At 61.3% G+C, this 19389-nt stretch carries 16 protein-coding genes and 1 riboswitch; of the genes, 13 read left to right on the top strand and 3 right to left on the bottom strand.

Annotated features, from left to right (window positions below; translation table 11 throughout):
* Positions 1-353: 353 nt before the first annotated feature.
* Genes ACM6I5_RS25715 through ACM6I5_RS25700 form a run of 4 tightly spaced genes read left to right on the top strand, consistent with a single transcriptional unit; the run spans position 354 to position 4398 of the window.
* Entirely contained in the window at positions 354-1331 is a 978-nt protein-coding gene (locus tag ACM6I5_RS25715; RefSeq protein ID WP_414879592.1) for a Bug family tripartite tricarboxylate transporter substrate binding protein, read from the top strand.
* A 59-nt stretch (positions 1332-1390) separates the two neighbouring features.
* Complete coding sequence (locus ACM6I5_RS25710) at positions 1391-1849, top strand: tripartite tricarboxylate transporter TctB family protein (protein ID WP_414879591.1); 459 nt, start codon at positions 1391-1393, stop codon at positions 1847-1849.
* 1 nt (position 1850) lies between these two features.
* A complete protein-coding gene (locus tag ACM6I5_RS25705) occupies positions 1851-3365 on the top strand; it encodes a tripartite tricarboxylate transporter permease (RefSeq protein WP_150653772.1) in 1515 nt (504 codons plus the stop codon).
* Complete coding sequence (locus ACM6I5_RS25700; RefSeq protein ID WP_017336956.1) at positions 3358-4398, top strand: AbrB family transcriptional regulator; 1041 nt, start codon at positions 3358-3360, stop codon at positions 4396-4398. Before ACM6I5_RS25705 ends, ACM6I5_RS25700 begins: the two co-directional genes overlap by 8 nt.
* Before the next feature lie 149 nt (positions 4399-4547).
* On the opposite strand, the gene ung is transcribed toward ACM6I5_RS25700, so the two are convergent.
* The gene (gene ung, locus ACM6I5_RS25695; protein WP_010462292.1) at positions 4548-5240 is read right to left on the bottom strand and encodes a uracil-DNA glycosylase; all 693 of its coding nucleotides are present in this window, start codon (positions 5238-5240) and stop codon (positions 4548-4550) included.
* A 132-nt stretch (positions 5241-5372) separates the two neighbouring features.
* On the opposite strand from ung, the gene ACM6I5_RS25690 reads away from it, so the two are divergent.
* Positions 5373-6485 carry an enoyl-CoA hydratase/isomerase family protein gene (locus ACM6I5_RS25690; protein ID WP_414879589.1) on the top strand — a complete coding sequence of 371 codons (1113 nt, stop codon included), beginning with the start codon at positions 5373-5375 and terminating at the stop codon, positions 6483-6485.
* A 117-nt stretch (positions 6486-6602) separates the two neighbouring features.
* Here the strand turns inward: ACM6I5_RS25690 and ACM6I5_RS25685 are convergent, their stop codons facing one another.
* On the bottom strand, positions 6603-7061 hold the full coding sequence (locus tag ACM6I5_RS25685) for a hypothetical protein (protein ID WP_017336954.1): 459 nt from the start codon (positions 7059-7061) through the stop codon (positions 6603-6605).
* A gap of 167 nt (positions 7062-7228) precedes the next feature.
* Positions 7229-7471: a hypothetical protein gene (locus ACM6I5_RS25680; protein WP_017336953.1), complete on the bottom strand. Its 243-nt coding sequence runs from the start codon at positions 7469-7471 to the stop codon at positions 7229-7231.
* A 277-nt stretch (positions 7472-7748) separates the two neighbouring features.
* Positions 7749-7849, top strand: a riboswitch (guanidine-I (ykkC/yxkD leader).
* Between the two features lie 62 nt (positions 7850-7911).
* Here ACM6I5_RS25680 and ACM6I5_RS25675 point away from each other — a divergent pair.
* The 8 genes from ACM6I5_RS25675 to ACM6I5_RS25640 all read left to right on the top strand — a co-directional run bounded on the left by ACM6I5_RS25675 (position 7912) and on the right by ACM6I5_RS25640 (position 19386).
* Positions 7912-8979 carry a putative urea ABC transporter substrate-binding protein gene (locus ACM6I5_RS25675; protein WP_017336952.1) on the top strand — a complete coding sequence of 356 codons (1068 nt, stop codon included), beginning with the start codon at positions 7912-7914 and terminating at the stop codon, positions 8977-8979.
* Positions 8980-8994: 15 nt separating this feature from the next.
* Positions 8995-9810: an ABC transporter permease gene (locus ACM6I5_RS25670; RefSeq protein WP_407012078.1), complete on the top strand. Its 816-nt coding sequence runs from the start codon at positions 8995-8997 to the stop codon at positions 9808-9810.
* Positions 9807-10595 (top strand): ABC transporter ATP-binding protein, encoded by a 789-nt coding sequence (locus ACM6I5_RS25665; protein ID WP_414884935.1) that lies wholly within the window; start codon positions 9807-9809, stop codon positions 10593-10595. Before ACM6I5_RS25670 ends, ACM6I5_RS25665 begins: the two co-directional genes overlap by 4 nt.
* A 12-nt stretch (positions 10596-10607) precedes the next feature.
* Entirely contained in the window at positions 10608-11333 is a 726-nt protein-coding gene (locus tag ACM6I5_RS25660; RefSeq protein WP_414879588.1) for an urea amidolyase associated protein UAAP1, read from the top strand.
* Positions 11334-11344: 11 nt separating this feature from the next.
* Entirely contained in the window at positions 11345-11986 is a 642-nt protein-coding gene (locus ACM6I5_RS25655) for an urea amidolyase associated protein UAAP2 (protein ID WP_017336948.1), read from the top strand.
* A 281-nt stretch (positions 11987-12267) separates the two neighbouring features.
* Positions 12268-15909 (top strand): urea carboxylase, encoded by a 3642-nt coding sequence (gene uca / locus ACM6I5_RS25650; RefSeq protein WP_414884934.1) that lies wholly within the window; start codon positions 12268-12270, stop codon positions 15907-15909.
* 25 nt (positions 15910-15934) lie between these two features.
* Positions 15935-17707, top strand: a complete 1773-nt coding sequence (gene atzF / locus ACM6I5_RS25645; RefSeq protein ID WP_414884933.1) for an allophanate hydrolase — start codon at positions 15935-15937, stop codon at positions 17705-17707.
* 191 nt (positions 17708-17898) lie between these two features.
* Positions 17899-19386, top strand: coding sequence for a sensor domain-containing diguanylate cyclase (locus ACM6I5_RS25640; RefSeq protein WP_017336945.1), 1488 nt, complete (start codon positions 17899-17901; stop codon positions 19384-19386).
* Positions 19387-19389: the final 3 nt, after the last annotated feature.

Genomic DNA, 19389 nt, shown 5'->3' with positions numbered 1-19389 from the left:
TTTGGCGCGGAGTTTACAGCCGCATCCGCCGCTGTGAAGCCCGAAAACCGTGAAAGCCCACTGAAAGGTTAGTGAAAGGTTCGACCGTTACAGTCGGCCCACGGATGGTTTCGACTGTAAGCCACCAACCTTGCTTTGAAATGTAGCTCCCGAAAAACGCCTTGATGCGTTTTCGCCAATAAGAACAATAACGAGGTACGTCGCCATGCTGTCCACACAGCTCCAGGTTTTCCCGCCGCGCCCCTTTTCTCGCTTCCCATCGTTTACGCTCGTCAGCGCCGTTTCCGGCTGCGCGACGCGAAACCGCTGCATCTGAAACATCCCCAAAAACAACAACTCCCGTGGAGAAAACAATGAACCGATCACTGCGCCGTTTCGTCCTCGCCGCCAGCTGCATGCTGGTTGCCGGCCAACTGATGGCCGAGCCGAAACGCCCGGAATGCATCGCCCCGGCCTCGCCTGGCGGCGGTTTCGACCTGACCTGCAAACTGGCGCAGAGCGCGCTGGTCAACGAAAAGCTGCTGACCAAACCGATGCGCGTGACCTACATGCCCGGCGGTGTCGGCGCGGTGGCGTACAACGCGGTGGTCGCTCAGCGTCCGGCCGATGCCGGCACGCTCGTGGCGTGGTCCAGCGGTTCGTTGCTGAACCTGGCCCAGGGCAAGTTCGGTCGTTTCGATGAAACCAACGTGCGCTGGCTGGCCGCCGTCGGCACCAGCTATGGCGCCATCGCGGTGAAAAGCGATTCGCCCTACAAGACTCTGGATGATCTCGTTCAGGCCCTGAAGAAGGATCCGAGCAAAGTGGTGATCGGTTCCGGCGGCACCGTCGGCAGCCAGGACTGGATGCAAACCGCGCTGATCGCCAAGGCCGCCGGAATCAACCCGCGCGATCTGCGTTACGTCGCCCTCGAAGGCGGCGGTGAAATCGCCACCGCCCTGCTCGGCGGCCACATTCAGGTCGGCAGCACCGACATCTCCGACTCCATGCCGCACATCCAGAGCGGTGACATGCGCCTGCTGGCGGTGTTCTCCGAGAAACGCCTGGACGAGCCGGAAATGAAAGACATCCCGACCGCCAAGGAGCAAGGCTACGACATCGTCTGGCCAGTGGTTCGCGGCTTCTACCTCGGGCCAAAAGTCAGCGATGAAGACTACGCCTGGTGGAAAGACTCCTTCGACAAACTGCTGGCGTCCCCCGAGTTCGCCAAGCTGCGCGATCAGCGTGAACTGTTCCCGTTCGCCATGACCGGCCCGGAACTGGACACCTACGTGAAGAAGCAGGTCGCGGACTACAAAGTGCTGGCCAAAGAGTTCGGCCTGATTCAGTGATCGCCTCTGTCTAGCGGCTGCGGCCCCCGTTCCGTGGGGCCGCGGCACAGGAGTTTCCTATGCTCTTACAACGCATTTTTGCGTCGGTGCTGTTGCTGGCCTGTGTGGGTCTGGCACTGATGGCATGGCCGTACCAAGCGGCCTTTTCTTATGAACCGGTGGGTCCTCGTGCGTTTCCGCTGCTGATGCTCGGGCTGATGGGCGCGGCTCTGTTGTACATGGTGTTCCGTCCCGCACCGATCAAGCACAACCCCGACGAACCGCCGATGGACCGCGAAACCCTGACCAAAATCGGCATCTGCGTGGTGCTGTTGCTGGTATTCGCGGGCACGTTCGAACCGCTCGGTTTCATTGTCGCGAGCATCTTGATCGGCGTCCCCATGGCGCGCCTGTACGGCGGCCGCTGGCTGCCCAGCGCGATCATCATCAGCCTGATGGCGATCGGTCTTTACCTGCTGTTCGACAAGTTGATGGACGTACCGCTGCCGCTGGGCGTGCTCGACGTTCTGGAGAACTGATATGGATACTCTTGGCTATTTGGGTCAGGGTTTCGGCGTCGCGCTGAGCCCGTACAACCTGGTGACTGCCCTGTGCGGCACCTTGATCGGAACCGTTGTCGGCTTGTTGCCGGGCCTGGGCCCGATCAACGGCGTGGCGTTGCTGATCCCGATCGCATTCGCCCTCGGGCTGCCACCGGAGTCGGCGTTGATTCTGCTGGCCGCGGTGTATCTGGGTTGCGAGTACGGCGGCCGGATCAGCTCGATCCTGCTGAACATTCCGGGCGAAGCCTCCACCGTCATGACCACCCTCGACGGTTACCCGATGGCCCGTAAAGGCTTGGCCGGTGTGGCGCTGTCGCTATCGGCGTGGAGTTCGTTCATCGGTGCGTTCATTGCAACCTGCGGCATGGTGCTGTTCGCCCCGCTGCTGGCGAAATGGGCGATTGCCTTCGGGCCGGCGGAATATTTCGTCCTGATGGTGTTCGCGATTGTCTGCCTGGGAGGCATGGCCGGTGATCGCCCATTGAAGACCTTCATCGCAGCGCTGATCGGTCTCTTTCTGTCGACCGTCGGCATCGATGCCAACAGCGGTGTGTACCGCTTTACCGGGGATAACATTCACTTGACCGACGGCATTCAGTTCGTCGTGCTGGTGCTGGGCCTGTTCTCCATCAGTGAAATTCTCCTGCTGCTGGAAAAAACCCACCACGGTCAGGAGGCAGTAAAAGCCACCGGCCGCATGATGTTCAACTTCAAGGAAGCCTCAGCGGTGTTCGTGGTGAACATTCGTTGCGGTCTGCTGGGCTTCATCATGGGCGTGTTGCCGGGTGCCGGCGCGACCCTTGCCAGCGCCGTGGCCTACATGACCGAGAAGCGCATTGCAGGTACCAAAGGCACATTCGGCCAAGGCGACATGCGCGGCCTCGCGGCACCGGAAACCGCTATCGGCGGTGCCGCGTGCGGTGCACTGGTTCCCATGCTGACACTCGGCGTTCCAGGCTCGGGCACCACCGCGGTGATGATCGGCGCGCTGTCGCTGTACAACATCACCCCGGGTCCGCTGCTGTTCCAGCAGCAACCCGACATCGTCTGGGGCCTGATCGCCTCCCTGTTCGTCGCCAACATCATGCTGGTGATCCTCAACATCCCGATGATCCGCATCTTCACCCGCATCCTCGCCGTGCCGAACTGGGCACTGGTGCCGGTGATCGCCATCATCACCGGGATCGGCGTCTACGCGGTGCACGCCACCACGTTCGACCTGTTCCTGATGATCGGCATCGGCATCTTCGGTTACATCCTGCGCAAGCTGGACTTCCCGTTGTCGCCTGTCCTGCTGGGCTTCATCCTCGGAGGCTTGATGGAGCAGAACCTGCGTCGCGCCCTGTCGATTTCCAACGGTGCGCTGGAAATCCTCTGGTCGAGCCCGATCACGTTCGGTTGCTGGGTCCTGACGGCGATCATGCTGTTGATGCCACTGCTGCGGATCTGGCGTAAACGTTCGGCTGCTCAACGCGCCATTGCCGATGTCTGATCGAACACCTTTCAAAGCCTGGTGGGGTACGCCGCTGGTCGGCGCGCTGGGCGGTTACCTGGCCAGCCTTGTCGGCTGGCCGCTGCCATGGATGGTCGGCTCGTTGCTGGCGATCATCCTGGTGCGCTGTCTGACACCGTGGCAATTGGCGGAAATCCCCGGTGGCCGCAAGTGCGGCCAATGGGTTGTCGGTATCGGCATCGGCCTGCACTTCACCCCGGTGGTGATGGAGCAGGTGCTGAGCCACTTTGGTCTGATCTTCTTCGGTGCGTTGGTCACCAGCCTCTCGGCCATCGTCGGGGTCTGGTTGATGCGGCGCACCGGTGAGGATCGCGCCACCGCGTTCTTTTCCAGCATGCCCGGCGGTTCCGGGGAGATGGTCAACCTCGGCGCGCGCAATGGCGCCGTGCTCAGTCGCGTAGCGGCCGGGCAAAGTTTGCGGGTGCTGGTAGTGGTGTTGTGTGTGCCGGCGGCGTTCAAGTATTTGCTGGGCGACGGCGCGCCCATCGTTCATCCGACGGCCGTCAACGGGTGGTGGCTGGCCCTTCTATTCCCGGCAGGCGCGTTGGCGGCCTGGCTTTGGGAACGTCTTCGTCAACCCAATCCGTGGCTGTTCGGACCGCTGCTCGTGAGCGCGGCGGTGAGCATTGGTTGGGATTTGCATATCGGCTTGCCCCATGGCGGCAGCCAGATAGGCCAATGGCTGATTGGCAGCGGCCTGGGCTGTCACTTCAACCGGCAGTTTTTCCGGCGGGCGCCTTCGTTTATGGGGCGGACCTTGATCGGAACAGTGCTGACGATGTTGATCGCCACGGCGGCAGCGCTTGGGTTGAGTGCGCTGACACATCTGGATTTGCGTTCACTGACCCTGGGCATGATGCCCGGCGGGATTGCAGAGATGAGCCTGACGGCGGAAACCCTGCAATTGTCGGTGCCGCTGGTGACAGCGATGCAGGTGATGCGGTTGTTGTTTGTATTGTTTCTGGCCGAGCCGTTGTTCAAGTATTGGAATCGGGTGCCGGAGCAGCCCTGACTCGATCCCTGTGGCGAGGGAGCTTGCTCCCGTTGGGTCGCGAAGCGGCCCTCTGCATTCTCCCAGTAAAACTAAATCTGCAGGATTTTACGACTGCTGCGCAGCCGAGCGGGAGCAAGCTCCCTCGCCACAAAAGCCCTCTGTCGTGCCTAAACCGGCGGCAACCGCCACTCAATCGGCGTCTCGCCATTCTGCTCAAGAAACTTGTTGGTCCGGCTGAAGTGCCCGCACCCGAGAAACCCGCGATAAGCGGACAGCGGTGACGGGTGCACCGACGTCAGCACCAGATGCTTGGTCGCATCGATCAGTTTCTGCTTGCTCTGGGCATGAGCGCCCCACAGCATGAACACCAGGTGCGGTTGCTGCTGGCTGACCACTTCAATGATCCGATCCGTGAAAAACTGCCAGCCCTTGTCTTTGTGCGCATTGGCGTTGGCACGCTCGACGGTCATGGTGGTATTGAGCATCAACACGCCCTGGTCAGCCCAGCTCTGCAGGTAACCGTGATTGGGAATGTCGATGTTCAGGTCACGCTTCAGCTCTTTATAGATGTTCACCAGCGACGGCGGTGCCGGCACGCCCGGTTGCACCGAGAAGCACAAGCCATGGGCCTGGCCCGGGCCGTGATACGGGTCCTGGCCGAGGATGACGACCTTGACCTTGTCCAGCGGCGTCGAATTGAGCGCATTGAAAATCATCGGTCCAGGAGGATAGATTTCCTTGCCCGCGGCACGTTCCTGTTGCAGGAAATTGCGCAACTCTGCCATGTAGGGCTGGTCGAACTCAGCACGCAGTGCCTCCTTCCAGCCCGGTTCGAGTTTGATACGGTCGTCAGCAGTCATGGTTACATCCGGTAAAAACAATGGGGCGAACCCTAGGAAAGCCCGGCACGCTTGTCAATTGATCAGACACGGAACCGGCACTTTCCTGCATTGCGATCATACTGAACGCTCAAATTCCCGATCGAGGTCACGATGAATCTGCACTTCGAAGAACTCACCGGCACCGACGGCGCCCGCATCGGCGTCGCCAGCCTGGATGCCGAAAAGTCCCTGAACGCCCTGTCCTTACCGATGATCAACGCCCTGCGCGATCAATTGGACGTCTGGGCCAAGGAGCCGCAAATCGTCTGCGTGTTACTACGCGGCAAAGGTGCCAAGGCCTTTTGCGCCGGCGGCGAAGTGCGCAGCCTGGTGGAAGCCTGTCGCGCGCATCCCGGTGAAGTACCGCCGCTGGCCGCGCACTTCTTCGCGGCGGAATACCGACTGGACTTCAACCTGCACACCTACCCGAAGCCGTTGATCTGCTGGGGCCACGGTTATGTGCTGGGGGGTGGCATGGGCCTGCTACAGGGCGCGAGCACCCGCATCGTCACGCCGAGCAGTCGGTTGGCGATGCCGGAAATCAGCATTGGCCTGTATCCGGATGTTGGCGCCAGTTGGTTTCTGTCGCGGTTGCCTGGGAAACTCGGTTTGTTCCTTGGCCTGACCGGTGCGCACATGAACGGTCGTGATGCGATCGATCTGGACCTCGCCGACCGTTTCCTGCTCGATGAACAACAGGAAGCGCTGATCGAAGGCCTGCTGCAATTGAACTGGCAGGAACAGACGGCCATGCAGCTCAACAGTCTGCTCAAGGCCCTGCAGCAGGAAGCACTCGCGCAGATGCCCGAAGCCCAGTGGCTGCCGCGTCGTCAGCAGATCGATGAACTGCTGGACGTCAGTGACGTGCAATGCGCGTGGAAGGCCATCAGCCAACAGCGTGATAGCACTGACCTGCTACTGAGCCGTGCTGCGCGGACGATGAGTGAAGGTTCGCCGCTGACCGCTCACCTGGTGTGGGAGCAGATCATCCGCGCCCGGCATATGTCGCTGGCTCAGGTTTTCCAGATGGAATACACCTTGAGCCTCAACTGCTGCCGTCATCCGGAGTTCAGTGAAGGCGTGCGGGCGCGGTTGATCGACAAGGATCAGAAACCGCACTGGCATTGGCCGGACATCAATAATGTGCCGGATGCGGTGGTGGAGGCGCATTTTCATAAGGTTTGGGAGGGGCGGCATCCGTTGGCGGATCTTTCCGAGTACTAGAATCCGGGTCTTGCCCGCAATAGCCGTATCAAGAGTTCTATCGCGGGCGAGCCACTCGACCCGCATAAAAAAAGCGGCGCTTGATGCGCCGCTTTTTTGTTGAGGTTTCGTAGGAGGCTACCGGTGACCGCCACGCCCATCATGGCCGTCCCGTCCACCCCGGCCATCGCGTCCACCATGGCCGCCGCGATTGTCGTTGTTCCAGTTGCCACGGTTACGACCATCCCAACCGCCCCGGCCATTGCCGTCCCAACCCCGACTCTGATGAGCCCGGTAGTCGCCTCGTGGCGATGGCTGGTAATAACGCGGCGCCGGTTGATAAACCCGCGGCTGGTGATAATACCGCGGTGTTGGCTGGTAGTAGCGTGCCGGAGGTGCGTAATACCGGCGCGGGGACGTGTAGTAACCGCCATTCGAGTAGTAAGGCCCGCCACCGGAGTAATAAGGCGCGGGGGACGTGTACACCTCGGAACTGTAGTAACTGCCTCCTCCATCGGCATAGGGCACGCACGCACCGAGAGACAATCCCACTACAGCTATCAGAAGAATTCGACGGAGCATTTTTTGAAGGAGCATGGCGGCCTCCTGGACCGCGAGTGAGCCACACCAGCGACGCTGGCGAGCGACAGTCAATTATTCGGTGACTGTCGAAGGATCAGACATCGATTTCGAAATCTGGTGCGGTCTTGCAATAAGTTGAAACATCTCGCCGATGAAAGGTTTTTCATCTATTCACGTACTGATTAGTGGTGGCCACCGCGATATCCACCGCCGTAATGACGGGGCGCATGCCCGCCCCAATAGTAGTAGCGATAGCCGCCATAAAAGCGTGGGCCATAGTAGTAGCGCGGGCCGTAATAGTAGGGATACGGCGCATAGCCGGGGTAGTAGTAAGGCGTGGAATACACGTCGTAGGAGCCGGCGTAGTAATAGCAGCCGGACAGCCCGACACCGAGCACAACACTCAGCAGCAGTCGACGAAACATGATGGCCTCCTGAAAGACCCGCAGCCGATACAGGCCGGCTGACACCTGTTTTGACTGGCAACGCGGCGGCGAGTGCCGGGGCTCGCAGACCTTCGGATCAGCGGCCGGCCACGCTGCATCTCAGTGCACGGACGCACCATCACAAAGCAGCGAACCGCCCTTCCCTTCAGTCGGCCAAAGGCAATCCCTCGGCCCAGAGCGCTTCGGCCGACTTGGCACGGCTCTCGCTTTAACAAACCCGTGCAGGAGTCATCACAGGTTCGCGGCACCACAATTTGCAATGGCTGACTAGGGTTCCGGCTCGCTGACGCGAGTGGCTGGTCCGAGAGTTGGCGACCTCCAGTTGAGGTTACACGGCGGGACAAAAGCCCGGGAGACAAGCCACCGTTTACGGTGCCGCGTTGACTCCTGCCCGCCCTTGATCAACTGGAGAACCACCCATGCTCAAGCTTCGTTTACCCGCCCTCCTCGCCGCTGCGTTCGCAGCCTTCGTGAGCGTCTCGTCCCACGCTGCGCAAAAAGATCATTTCAGCGTCTGCTGGACCATTTATGCCGGCTGGATGCCTTGGGAATACGCCGGCAGCCAAGGCATCGTCGACAAATGGGCGAAGAAGTACGGCATCAAGATTGATGTGGTGCAGCTCAACGACTACGTCGAATCCATCAATCAGTACACCGCCGGCCAGTTCGACGGTTGCACCATGACCAACATGGACGCGCTGACTATTCCGGCCGCCGGTGGCGTCGACAGCACCGCGCTGATCGTCAGCGATTTCTCCAACGGCAACGACGGCATCGTGCTCAAGGGCGACGGCAAAAAAGTCAGCGACCTCAAGGGCATGGACGTCAATCTGGTGGAGCTGTCGGTTTCCCACTACCTGCTGGCCCGGGCACTGGATTCGGTGGACCTCACCGAGAAAGACCTGAAAGTGGTCAACACTTCGGACGCCGACATCTCGGCGGCCTTTAACACGGATCAAGTCAACGCTGTCACTACCTGGAACCCGATGCTTTCGGACATCAAGGCCAAACCGGGCGTGACCGAAGTCTTCAACTCCAGCCAGATCCCCGGCGAAATCATGGACATGATGGTGGTCAACAGCGCCACCCTCAAAGACAACCCGGCCCTGGGCAAAGCGCTGACCGGTGCGTGGTTCGAAGTGGTCGAGTTGATGAACGCGAAAAACGCCGCCAGCAAAGCCGCCCTCGAACACATGGCCAAGGCCTCGGGCACTGACCTGGCAGGTTTCCAGGCGCAACTCGACACCACCAAATTGTTCGCCACGCCCAAAGAAGCCTTGGCGTTTTCCACCAGCAAGCAATTGCCGGAAACGATGCGCAAGGTCGCCGAGTTTTCCTTCCAGCACGGCTTGCTCGGTGAAGGCGCCAAGGACACCAGCGCCGTCGGCATGGCCTTCGCCAATGGTGTGACCAGCGGCGACAAAGCCAACCTCAAGCTGCGCTTCGACCCGAGTTACGTGCAGATGGCCGCCGACGCCAAGCTGTAAGAAGAGGACCTGGCCATGCGCCTGATCAATCGTCACCCGGATCGTCCGAGTCGCCTGCTGTTGGTGATCCTGCCGTTCGCCCTGGTGCTGCTGGCCTACTTCATGGGCTCGGCCGAACGGCTGCTGGACAACCCCAACGACAAACTGTTGCCGAGTGCCGTGCAGATGACCGACGCGGTGAAGCGCCTGGCGTTCACCGCCGACAGCCGCACCGGTGAATACGTGCTGTGGCAAGACACCGCGTCCAGCCTGCGTCGCCTCGCCATCGGCCTCGGTATCAGCGCGCTGGCCGGGCTGTGCCTGGGCATCGCCGCCGGGACGTTGCCGCTGTTCGGCGCGCCGTTGTCACCATTGCTGACGGTGCTGTCGATGGTGCCGCCGCTGGCGATCCTGCCGATTCTGTTCATCGTGTTCGGGCTGGGGGAGTTGTCGAAAGTGATGCTGATCGTGATCGGCATCACCCCGTGTCTGGCACGGGACCTGGAACAGCGCGCCCGGGAAATTCCGGTCGAGCTGCTGATCAAGGCCCAGACCCTCGGCGCTTCAACCTGGACGTTGATGCTGCGCGTGGTGCTGCCACAACTGCTGCCGCGCCTGCTGATCTCGCTGCGGCTGATGCTCGGTTCGGCATGGTTGTTCCTGATCGCTGCCGAAGCCATCGCTTCCACCGACGGCCTCGGCTACCGGATTTTCCTGGTGCGTCGTTACCTGGCGATGGATGTGATTCTGCCGTACGTGGTGTGGATCACCCTGCTCGCCTGGCTGATGGACTGGGGCCTCAAGCGCCTGACCCAGCGCGCGTTCCCCTGGTATGAAGGAGCCCGCGCATGAGCTTCATCACGGTAAAGAATGTCTGGCAGCAATACGCCGATCAAGTGGTGCTCGAAGGCTTGAACCTGAACGTCAACGAGGGTGAGTTCTGCACCCTGGTCGGCGCATCGGGTTGTGGCAAATCCACTTTCCTTCGACTGCTACTCGGTCAGGAGCGCGCTAGTCGCGGCGAGATTTTGTTGGACGGTCAGACGCTGGCCGGAGAACCGGATTCGAGCCGTGGCGTGGTGTTCCAGCGCTATTCGGTGTTCCCGCACCTGACGGTGCTCGACAACGTCGCCCTTGGCCTCGAACTGCCGCGCTCGCCGCTGCTTGGGCGGTTGTTCGGCAGCGCTAAAAAAGAGGCGCGGGAACAGGCCTCGGTGCTGCTGCACAAAGTGGGGCTCGGCCACTCGCTGGACAAGTACCCGGCGCAGCTCTCCGGCGGCATGCAACAACGGTTGGCCATCGCCCAGGCGCTGATCATGAAACCCCGCGTGTTGCTGCTCGACGAACCGTTCGGTGCCCTCGATCCGGGCATCCGCAAAGACATGCACGCCTTGCTCCTGGAGCTGTGGCGCGAGACGCAGCTGACGGTGTTCATGGTCACCCATGACCTGTCCGAAGGTTTCAGCCTCGGCACCCGTTTGCTGGTCTTCGACAAGGTCCGCGTCGACCCGCACGCCCCCGGCGCCTATGGCGCGCGCATCACCTACGACATCCCTTTGAACAGCGACCGCCGCGCCTCCCGCGCCGCCGTCGATGCCTTGCCGGCTGAGCTGGCAGGCACGCTTCGTATCGCTTAGAGGAATCTGCACATGACTGATTCGACCCAACTGTTCCCGCCCTTCGCCGAAGAAATGCTCCCCGGTGGCGGCCATCGTTCGTTCGTCCTGAAACGCGGCCAACTGCTGCGTCTCACCGACCTGCGCGGCGGTGCCAATGTCAGCCTGACGCTGCTCAACGCCAATGAAAAAACCGAACGACTGAACCTGCCCGACAGCCTCAAATGCCAACACACCGCCAAGCTCACCACTGGCCATTGCCTCTACTCGGACATGGGCCGCGTACTGGCAGCAATCACCGCCGACACCTGCGGTTGGAGCGACAGCCTCGGCGGCGTGCTCTGCGCTGAGGAAGTCGCGGAAAAATACGGCGCAGGCCGTTATCAGGAACTGCGCAACGGCTTCTTCCGCAACGGCACCGACAACCTCTTGGTGGAACTCGGCAAGTGGGGGTTGGGCCTGTCGGATCTGCTGATGACGCTGAACCTGTTCAGCCGCGTGAACGTGGATGAGGCCGGCCATTTCCATTTCGTCGAAGGCCACTCCAAGGCCGGCGACTACATCGAGTTGTACGCGCCGATGGACACGCTGGTGGTGCTCACCGCGCTGCAACACCCGATGGACCCGTCGCCGGACTACGCGCCGAAACCCTTGAAGTTGAGCTGGATGAACGCCGACCCCAGTGTCGCCGAACACTGCCGCACCTCGCGCCCGGAAAACGAGCGCGGCTTCATCAACACCGACCGTTTGTTTGCCTGAGGATCGCTGCCATGTCACTCGCAATCGCCACCGCTCAAAAGCATCCAGAAACGGCGGTCTACCGCGCCACCATCCCCGCCGGTGAACCCTGGCTGATGGAAGTCAAGGCCGGCCAGACCCTGCGCATCCTCGATCTGGAAGGTAACCAGGCCGTCGATACCTTGTTCTACAGCGTCGCCAATCCAAAAGAACGCTACGACGTGCAACGCACCTTGCGCCGGCAAAATAGCGTCTACCTGAGCACCGGCAGCGTGCTGTATTCCAACCTCGGCAAACCGATGCTGACCATCGTCGCCGACACCTGCGGCCGCCACGACACCCTGGGCGGAGCCTGTGCGCAAGAGAGCAACACCGTGCGTTACGCCCTGGAAAAACGCTACATGCACAGCTGCCGCGACAACTACCTGCGCGCCTGCGTCCACGACGGGCGACTGGGCAAGGGCGACATCGGACCGAACATCAATTTCTTCATGAACGTGCCGGTCACGGCGGATGGCGGGCTGACGTTTGAAGACGGCATTTCAGCACCGGGCAAGTACGTAGACCTGCGGGCGGAGATGGATGTGATCGTGCTGATTTCCAATTGCCCGCAACTGAACAATCCGTGCAATGCCTACAACCCTACTCCTGCGGAGTTACTGGTATGGAACTGAAATTAGTGTGGTTGCGCAGATGGTTGTTTGCCCTGTGCCAGGCCCGTTCCAGCCAATGCCTCAAACAGCCAAAAAACCACTGAAACATGTGGGAGCGAGCCTGCTCACGATAGCGGTGTGACAGTCGACATCGATGTTGAATGTTCCGACGCCATCGCGAGCAGGCTCGCTCCCACAGGGGGCGGTGGTGTTTTTGAGTGAACGTTTTTTGCCGTCGGGGACGACCCCGGCGCCCAACGAAAAACTGCGGGACGGCCCGCATCCCCTCCGGGGTCTATGCCATGTTCGAAAAAGTCCTGATTGCCAACCGTGGCGCCATTGCCTGCCGCATCCTGCGCACCCTGCGTGAACTGCACGTCAACGGCGTCGCCGTGTACTCCGAAGCCGATGCCGCGAGCCTGCACATTCTGCACGCTGATGAAGCCCACAGCCTCGGTGAAGGCGCGGCGGCCGGCACCTATCTGGCGGTCGACAAAATCCTCGCCATCGCCAAAGCCACCGGCGCCACGGCGATCCATCCCGGCTACGGTTTCCTTTCGGAAAACGCCGCGTTCGCCGAAGCCTGCGAAGCCGCCGACATTGCTTTCATCGGCCCGACCCCAGAACAGCTGCGCGTGTTCGGCCTCAAACACACCGCACGTGCCTTGGCCAAGCAACACGGCGTGCCAATGCTCGAAGGCACCGAACTGCTCGACAGCCTCGACGCGGCGCTGATCGCCGGTGAACAGGTGGGTTACCCGGTGATGCTCAAAAGTACCGCCGGTGGTGGTGGCATCGGCATGCGCGTGTGCCGCAGCGCCGCCGAGTTGAGCGAATCCTTTGAAGCGGTAAAACGCCTTGGGCAGAACAATTTCAGCGACGCCGGGGTGTTCATCGAGAAGTACATCCAGCGCGCTCGGCACCTGGAAGTTCAGGTGTTCGGCGACGGTCGCGGTGAAGTGATCGCCCTCGGCGTACGCGATTGCTCGGTGCAGCGCCGCAACCAGAAAGTCCTCGAAGAAACCCCGGCGCCGAACCTGCCCGATGGCATGGCCGATGAGTTGTGTGCCGCCGCGATCAAACTGGCGAAAGCGGTGAATTACCGCAGCGCCGGCACCGTGGAATTCGTCTTCGACAGCGAGGCCGGACGTTTCTATTTTCTCGAAGTGAACACCCGTTTGCAGGTGGAGCACGGCGTCACCGAACAGGTGTGGGGCGTGGACCTGGTGCGCTGGATGGTGGAACTGGCGGCCGGTGATCTGCCGCCGTTGAGCGTGTTGAGCCAAGGCTTGAAAGCCGCCGGCCATGCGATTCAGGCGAGGTTGTATGCGGAAGACCCGGGTCGGGATTTTCAGCCAAGCCCCGGTTTGCTGACCGCTGTGAATTTCCCCGTCGCCGATGGCAAACAGCTGCGCATCGACACCTGGGTCGAGGCCGGCTGCGAGATTCCGCCGTACTTCGATCCGATGATTGCCAAAGTCATTTGTTGGGCGCCGACTCGCGAAGAAGCGCGGGCCGATCTGCATCAGGCATTGGGCGACAGCCTGCTCTACGGTGTGGAAACCAACCGCGATTACCTGCGGCAGATTTTGCTCGATGCGCCCTTCGCCAGCGGTCAGCCGTGGACCCGTTGCCTCGAACATCTGGTCTATCAGGCCAACACGTTCGAAGTACTCAGCGCCGGTACGCAGACCAGTGTTCAGGACTATCCCGGACGCCTTGGATACTGGGCCGTGGGCGTGCCGCCGTCGGGGCCGATGGACAGTCGCGCGTTGCGCCTGGGCAACCTTTTGCTGGGTAACGACGAAGGCGCCGCTGCGCTGGAAATCACCATGAGCGGGCCGTTGCTGCGTTTCAATTGCGACGCCGTGGTGACGGTCACCGGCGCAGTCATTCCGTTGACGTTGAACGGTGAAACCGTGGCGATGAACACGGCGCTGCTGATTCCTGCCGGGGCCACGCTGAGCCTTGGGACGATTGCCGGTGCGGGCGCCCGCAGCTATCTGTGCCTGCGCGGCGGGCTGCAAGTGCCGGATTATCTGGGCAGTAAAAGCACCTTCACCCTCGGTCAGTTTGGCGGGCATGGTGGTCGAGCCTTGCGCGCCGGCGATGTGTTGCATGTGCCGGCGTTGAGCGATCACAGCATCGGTGAGCAACTGCCGGAAATCCCTGAGTTACCTGCCGTGCGGCAAATCCGGGTGATCTACGGCCCGCATGGCGCACCGGAATACTTCACCGAAAACTACATCGGCACCTTCTTCGCGACTCAGTGGGAAGTGCATTTCAACTCCAGCCGCACCGGCGTGCGGCTGATCGGGCCGAAGCCAGAATGGGTACGTGCGGACGGTGGCGAGGCGGGGCTGCATCCGTCGAACATTCACGACAATCCGTACGCCATTGGCGCCGTGGATTTCACCGGGGATATGCCGGTGATCCTGGGGCCGGATGGTCCGAGCCTGGGCGGGTTTGTGTGCCCGGTGACGGTGATCGAGGCGGATCTCTGGCAGCTTGGGCAACTCAAGGCTGGCGACAAAGTCCAGTTCTTCCCCGTCGATCTCCAGACCGCCCGCACTCTCGCCCTGAAATGGAATCCCCCCTGTGGGAGCGGGCCTGCTCGCGATGAGGGCAGTACATTCAGCATTAATGCGACTGACACACCGCTATCGCGAGCAGGCTCGCTCCCACAGGGGATTGTGTCGCCTGTGGTTTTGGATTTGGGTCAGGGAGATACGCGGTTGGTTGCACGCCTTTCGGGCGATACGCATTTGCTTCTGGAGATTGGTGCACCGGAACTGGACCTTGTTCTGCGCTTCCGCGCCCACGCCCTGATGCAAGCCCTGGAAAGCAAACACCTGCACGGTGTCATCGACCTCACACCCGGCATCCGCTCACTGCAAGTGCACTACCAACCCGAACAACTTTCACTGACCGATCTGCTCGGCATCGTCGCCGGTGAATGGGACGCGGTGTGCGCCGCCAAGGACCTGCAAGTCCCTTCGCGCATCGTTCATTTGCCACTGTCCTGGGACGACCCGGCCTGCCAATTGGCGATCGATAAATACATGACTACCGTGCGCAAGGACGCGCCATGGTGCCCGAGCAATCTGGAGTTCATCCGCCGCATCAACGACCTGCCGAACCTCGACGAAGTACAGCGCACCGTGTTCGACGCCAGTTACCTGGTGATGGGCCTGGGTGACGTGTATCTCGGCGCACCGGTCGCCACCCCGCTCGACCCGCGGCATCGTCTGGTGACCACCAAGTACAACCCGGCGCGCACCTGGACCGCGGAAAACTCGGTGGGCATCGGCGGTGCGTACATGTGCGTGTACGGCATGGAAGGCCCTGGCGGTTACCAGTTCGTCGGTCGCACCTTGCAGATGTGGAACCGCTACCGGGAGGTCGCCGCGTTCGATGGTAAACCTTGGCTGCTGCGCTTCTTCGATCAGATCCGCTTCTACCCGGTGAGCGCCGATGAACTGCTGCGCATCCGTCGGGATTTCCCCCTCGGGCGTTTCGAGCTGAACATCGAGCACAGCCAGTTGAACCTCGCGGACTATCAGGCGTTTCTGGTGAAAGAAGCCGAGACCATTGCCGCGTTTCGCGAGCAGCAACAAGGCGCGTTCAACGCCGAGCGTGAGCGCTGGATCGCCAGCGGCCAGGCGCATTTCGACAGTGAAGAAGCGGTCTCGGAGACGAGCGAAGATTCAGCGCTGGCCAGCGGCGAAATGAGCGTCGACAGCCACATCGCCGGCAACCTCTGGCAGGTTCAGGTGCAGACCGGCAGCCGCGTGGCCGCCGGCGATGTGCTGGTGATTCTGGAGTCGATGAAGATGGAAATTCCGCTGCTCGCGCCCATGGCCGGCGTGGTGCGCGAGATCCGCGTGCAACCGGGTTCGGCGGTGCGCGCCGGACAGCGCGTCGTGGTGCTGGAACTCGACTGAACCCATTTGAAAAAGGATTAACGCCATGACCATCAATCTGCAACTCGACGCCCTGCGCAGCGCTTATCGCGTCGGCAACATCACGCCTCGTCAATTGCTGCTGAACCTGCGCGACAGAGCCGCGGCGCTGAACCCGGACTATCACCTGTTCATCCACTTGCTCAGTGTTGAAGAACTGGAACCGTACCTCGCCGCGCTCGACGGTCGGGACATCGACAGCCTGCCCTTGTATGGCGTGCCGTTCGCGATCAAGGACAACATCGATCTGGCGGGCATTCCGACCACGGCAGCGTGCCCGGCGTTTGCCTATGTGCCGCAGCAGTCGGCGACCATCGTCGAGCAGTTGCTGGCGCTGGGGGCGATCCCGCTGGGCAAGACCAATCTTGATCAGTTCGCCACTGGCCTCAATGGCAGTCGCTCGCCGTATGGCGCCTGCCCGAACAGCGTGCTGCCGGAGTATCCGTCGGGCGGTTCCAGCGCCGGCTCTTCGCTGGCGGTGGCGCTGGGGGTGGCGAGTTTTTCGTTGGGCACGGACACCGCAGGTTCCGGGCGCGTGCCGGCGGCACTGAACAATCTGGTGGGGATGAAAGCCACCAAAGGGCTGATCTCCACGGCGGGTGTGGTGCCGGCGTGTCGCACGCTCGATTGCGTCACGACGTTTACCGCGACGGCGCGGGAAGCGAGCCAGTTGCTGGCGCTCACCGCACACCTTGATCCGCGGGACGAATACAGCCGCAGGAATCCGCTGTGGAATGACGGCTCGGCGTTTGGCACTCCGCGTCCCTTCCGCTTTGGTGTGCCACGTGCGCAGGACCTGGAGTTCTTCGGTTGCCCGCAAGGTCCGCTGTTGTTTGGAGACGCCGTCGATCAGCTCAAAGGGTTGGGCGGTGAAGCGGTGGAACTGGATATGTCGCCGTTTCTCGAAGCCGCGCGTTTGCTTTACGAAGGCCCGTGGGTGGCGGAGCGCTACAGCGTTGCCGGTGAGTTGATGGAGCAGAACCCGCAAGCGGTGTTGCCGGTGATTCGTGCCGTGCTGGCCAAGGCGCCAGCGGTGAGCGGCGTGCAAACGTTCCGTGCGCAGTATCGGCTGCAAGCCTTGAAAGCCCTGTGCGACAAGGCGCTGGAAGGACTGGATTGCGTGGTCACCCCGACCATTGGCCGCCCGTTGACATTGGCGGAACTTGAAGCTGAGCCGGTGCTGCGCAATTCTGAATTGGGTTACTACACCAACTTCATGAACCTGCTTGATTACGCCGCCGTCGCCGTGCCAAGCGGGTTCATGGGCAATGGTTTGCCGTGGGGTGTGACGCTGTTTGGCCGGGCGTTTACCGACCAGTATCTGTTGAGCGTGGCGGATGCGTTTCAGCGTCGTTCGCAGGCGCCTGCCGCTTCGGCAGTCGCCCGTAATGACCGCGCTCGGTTGGTGGTGTGCGGTGCGCATCTGGATGGATTGGCACTGAACTGGCAACTGAAGCGGCGCGGCGCGACGTTGGTCGAGTCAACGTTCAGCTCACCGGACTATCAGCTGTATGCGTTGGCCGGTGGTCCGCCGTTTCGTCCGGGGATGGTTCGGGTGAAGGACGGCGGCGTGGCGATTGCGGTGGAGGTCTGGGAGTTGCCGAGCAGTGAACTGGGTTCGTTCCTGACCGGGATTCCGGCGCCGCTGGGGTTGGGCAAGGTGCAACTGGCGGATGGGCGTTGGGAGAGCGGGTTTATCTGTGAGGCATATGGATTGGAAGGTGCGGTGAATATCAGTCATCTGGGTGGATGGCGGGCGTATCTGACAGATCGGGGTTGATCTCACGATTCGCGGGCAAGCCCGCTCCCACAGGTTTTGCGCAGTCCTTGTGGGAGCGGGCTTGCCCGCGATGGCGTCCGCACAGACGCTATCGCACCTGATCCCGACCGATTCACCCCACAAATCCCGCAGTTATTTCCCCGCAGTCCCACTAGAATGCTCCCCAACGGGTCACTGCCAACGGAATCGTCATGCCGCTTCACTCGCCGCTGTATTCGCAACGTTCGCTGGTCCTCACGCTGATCGCGCTGCTGGGCGCGGGGTTTCTCGCCACGTCATTCCTGAGCTACTACGCCTCGCGCGCCTCGATCCGCGACAACATCGTCAACACCGAGCTGCCGCTGACGTCGGACACGGTCTATTCGGAAATCCAGAAAGACCTCGTCAGACCGATCCTCATTTCCTCGATGATGTCCCGCGATACCTTCATGCGCGACTGGGTGGTCAACGGCGAAAACGATCCCGACCAGATGACCCGCTACCTCAACGAGGTCATGACCCACTACGGCGCCTACACCGCATTTTTCGTCTCCAACGGCACGCTCACCTACTACCACGCCAAAGGCGTGCTCAAGCAGGTCAAGGCCAATGAACCGCGCGACGCCTGGTATTTCCGCGTGCGTGACATGGCCGACCCCTACGAGATCAACGTCGACCCGGATCTTGCCAACAAGGACAACCTGACCTTCTTCATCAACTACAAGGTCTACGACTACAACAACCGTTTCATCGGTGCGGCGGGCGTCGGCCTGACGGTGGATGCGGTGATCAAGCTGATCGACAAGTATCAACAGCGCTATCAACGCAGTGTGTATTTCGTCGACAGCTTCGGTCGACTGGTGCTCACCGGCGCCGAGGGTGGCCCCCAGGGTGCGCATATCGGGCAAAAACTCAGCGAACTCGAGAGCATGACGGGCCTGGTTAGCCAGTTGCCCAAACCCCACAGCGGCAGCTACGAATATTCCGTCCAGGGCCAGGGGCATTTCCTCAACGTGCGGTTCATTCCGGAGCTGAACTGGTACCTGTTCGTCGACAAGCGCGAAGACGGCGCCCTGAGTGAAATCCGTCAGTCGCTGTACCTCAATCTGCTGATCTGCCTGCTCGTTACGCTGATCGTGCTGATGCTGCTCAACCGGGTAATCAAGCGCTATCAGGGCAAGATCCAAGCGCAGGCGACGCTAGACAGCCTCACCGAACTGCCGAACCGTCGCGGCTTCGACCTGCTGGCCGCGCAAGCCATGCACGAAGCCCAACGCGAACCGAAACCGCTGACCGCGTTGCTGCTGGACCTGGACCACTTCAAGGCCTTGAACGACACCTACGGTCACCTCGCCGGCGATCAAGTGCTGATCGGCTTCGCACGGGACCTGGAGAGTTGCCTGCGCCATTCCGACATCGTTTGTCGCTGGGGCGGTGAAGAGTTCATTGTGTTGCTCAAGGACACGGACGGTGAAACCGGTCTGAAGATCGCCGAGAAAATTCGCCAACATGTCGAGGAACAGCGTTATGCCTACAACGATCAGGCCTTGCACCTGACGGTGAGCATCGGCTTGACCACTTTGCAACCGGATGACACCTTGCACACCCTGCTCTCTCGGGCCGATCATGCGATGTATCGGGCCAAGCAATCCGGCCGTAACCGTACCTGCGCGGAAATGCCTCACACCAGTTATGCATAGTCC

It is taken from the genome of Pseudomonas sp. IT-P171 (assembly GCF_949767765.1).
GTDB classification, from domain to species: domain Bacteria; phylum Pseudomonadota; class Gammaproteobacteria; order Pseudomonadales; family Pseudomonadaceae; genus Aquipseudomonas; species Aquipseudomonas fluorescens_B.
The sequence above is the reverse complement of the archived record's forward strand: the minus strand, read 5'-3'. Positions and strand labels throughout refer to the sequence as shown.

Coding starts and splice junctions, on each gene's coding strand:
- ACM6I5_RS25715 (WP_414879592.1), top strand. CDS start 354: ATGAACCGATCACTGCGCCGTTTCGTCCTCGCCGCCAGCTGCATGCTG.
- ACM6I5_RS25700 (WP_017336956.1), top strand. CDS start 3,358: ATGTCTGATCGAACACCTTTCAAAGCCTGGTGGGGTACGCCGCTGGTC.
- ACM6I5_RS25685 (WP_017336954.1), bottom strand. CDS start 7,061: ATGCTCCTTCAAAAAATGCTCCGTCGAATTCTTCTGATAGCTGTAGTG.
- ACM6I5_RS25680 (WP_017336953.1), bottom strand. CDS start 7,471: ATGTTTCGTCGACTGCTGCTGAGTGTTGTGCTCGGTGTCGGGCTGTCC.
- ACM6I5_RS25640 (WP_017336945.1), top strand. CDS start 17,899: ATGCCGCTTCACTCGCCGCTGTATTCGCAACGTTCGCTGGTCCTCACG.
- uca (WP_414884934.1), top strand. CDS start 12,268: ATGTTCGAAAAAGTCCTGATTGCCAACCGTGGCGCCATTGCCTGCCGC.
- ACM6I5_RS25675 (WP_017336952.1), top strand. CDS start 7,912: ATGCTCAAGCTTCGTTTACCCGCCCTCCTCGCCGCTGCGTTCGCAGCC.
- ACM6I5_RS25710 (WP_414879591.1), top strand. CDS start 1,391: ATGCTCTTACAACGCATTTTTGCGTCGGTGCTGTTGCTGGCCTGTGTG.
- atzF (WP_414884933.1), top strand. CDS start 15,935: ATGACCATCAATCTGCAACTCGACGCCCTGCGCAGCGCTTATCGCGTC.
- ACM6I5_RS25705 (WP_150653772.1), top strand. CDS start 1,851: ATGGATACTCTTGGCTATTTGGGTCAGGGTTTCGGCGTCGCGCTGAGC.
- ung (WP_010462292.1), bottom strand. CDS start 5,240: ATGACTGCTGACGACCGTATCAAACTCGAACCGGGCTGGAAGGAGGCA.
- ACM6I5_RS25690 (WP_414879589.1), top strand. CDS start 5,373: ATGAATCTGCACTTCGAAGAACTCACCGGCACCGACGGCGCCCGCATC.
- ACM6I5_RS25665 (WP_414884935.1), top strand. CDS start 9,807: ATGAGCTTCATCACGGTAAAGAATGTCTGGCAGCAATACGCCGATCAA.
- ACM6I5_RS25660 (WP_414879588.1), top strand. CDS start 10,608: ATGACTGATTCGACCCAACTGTTCCCGCCCTTCGCCGAAGAAATGCTC.
- ACM6I5_RS25655 (WP_017336948.1), top strand. CDS start 11,345: ATGTCACTCGCAATCGCCACCGCTCAAAAGCATCCAGAAACGGCGGTC.
- ACM6I5_RS25670 (WP_407012078.1), top strand. CDS start 8,995: ATGCGCCTGATCAATCGTCACCCGGATCGTCCGAGTCGCCTGCTGTTG.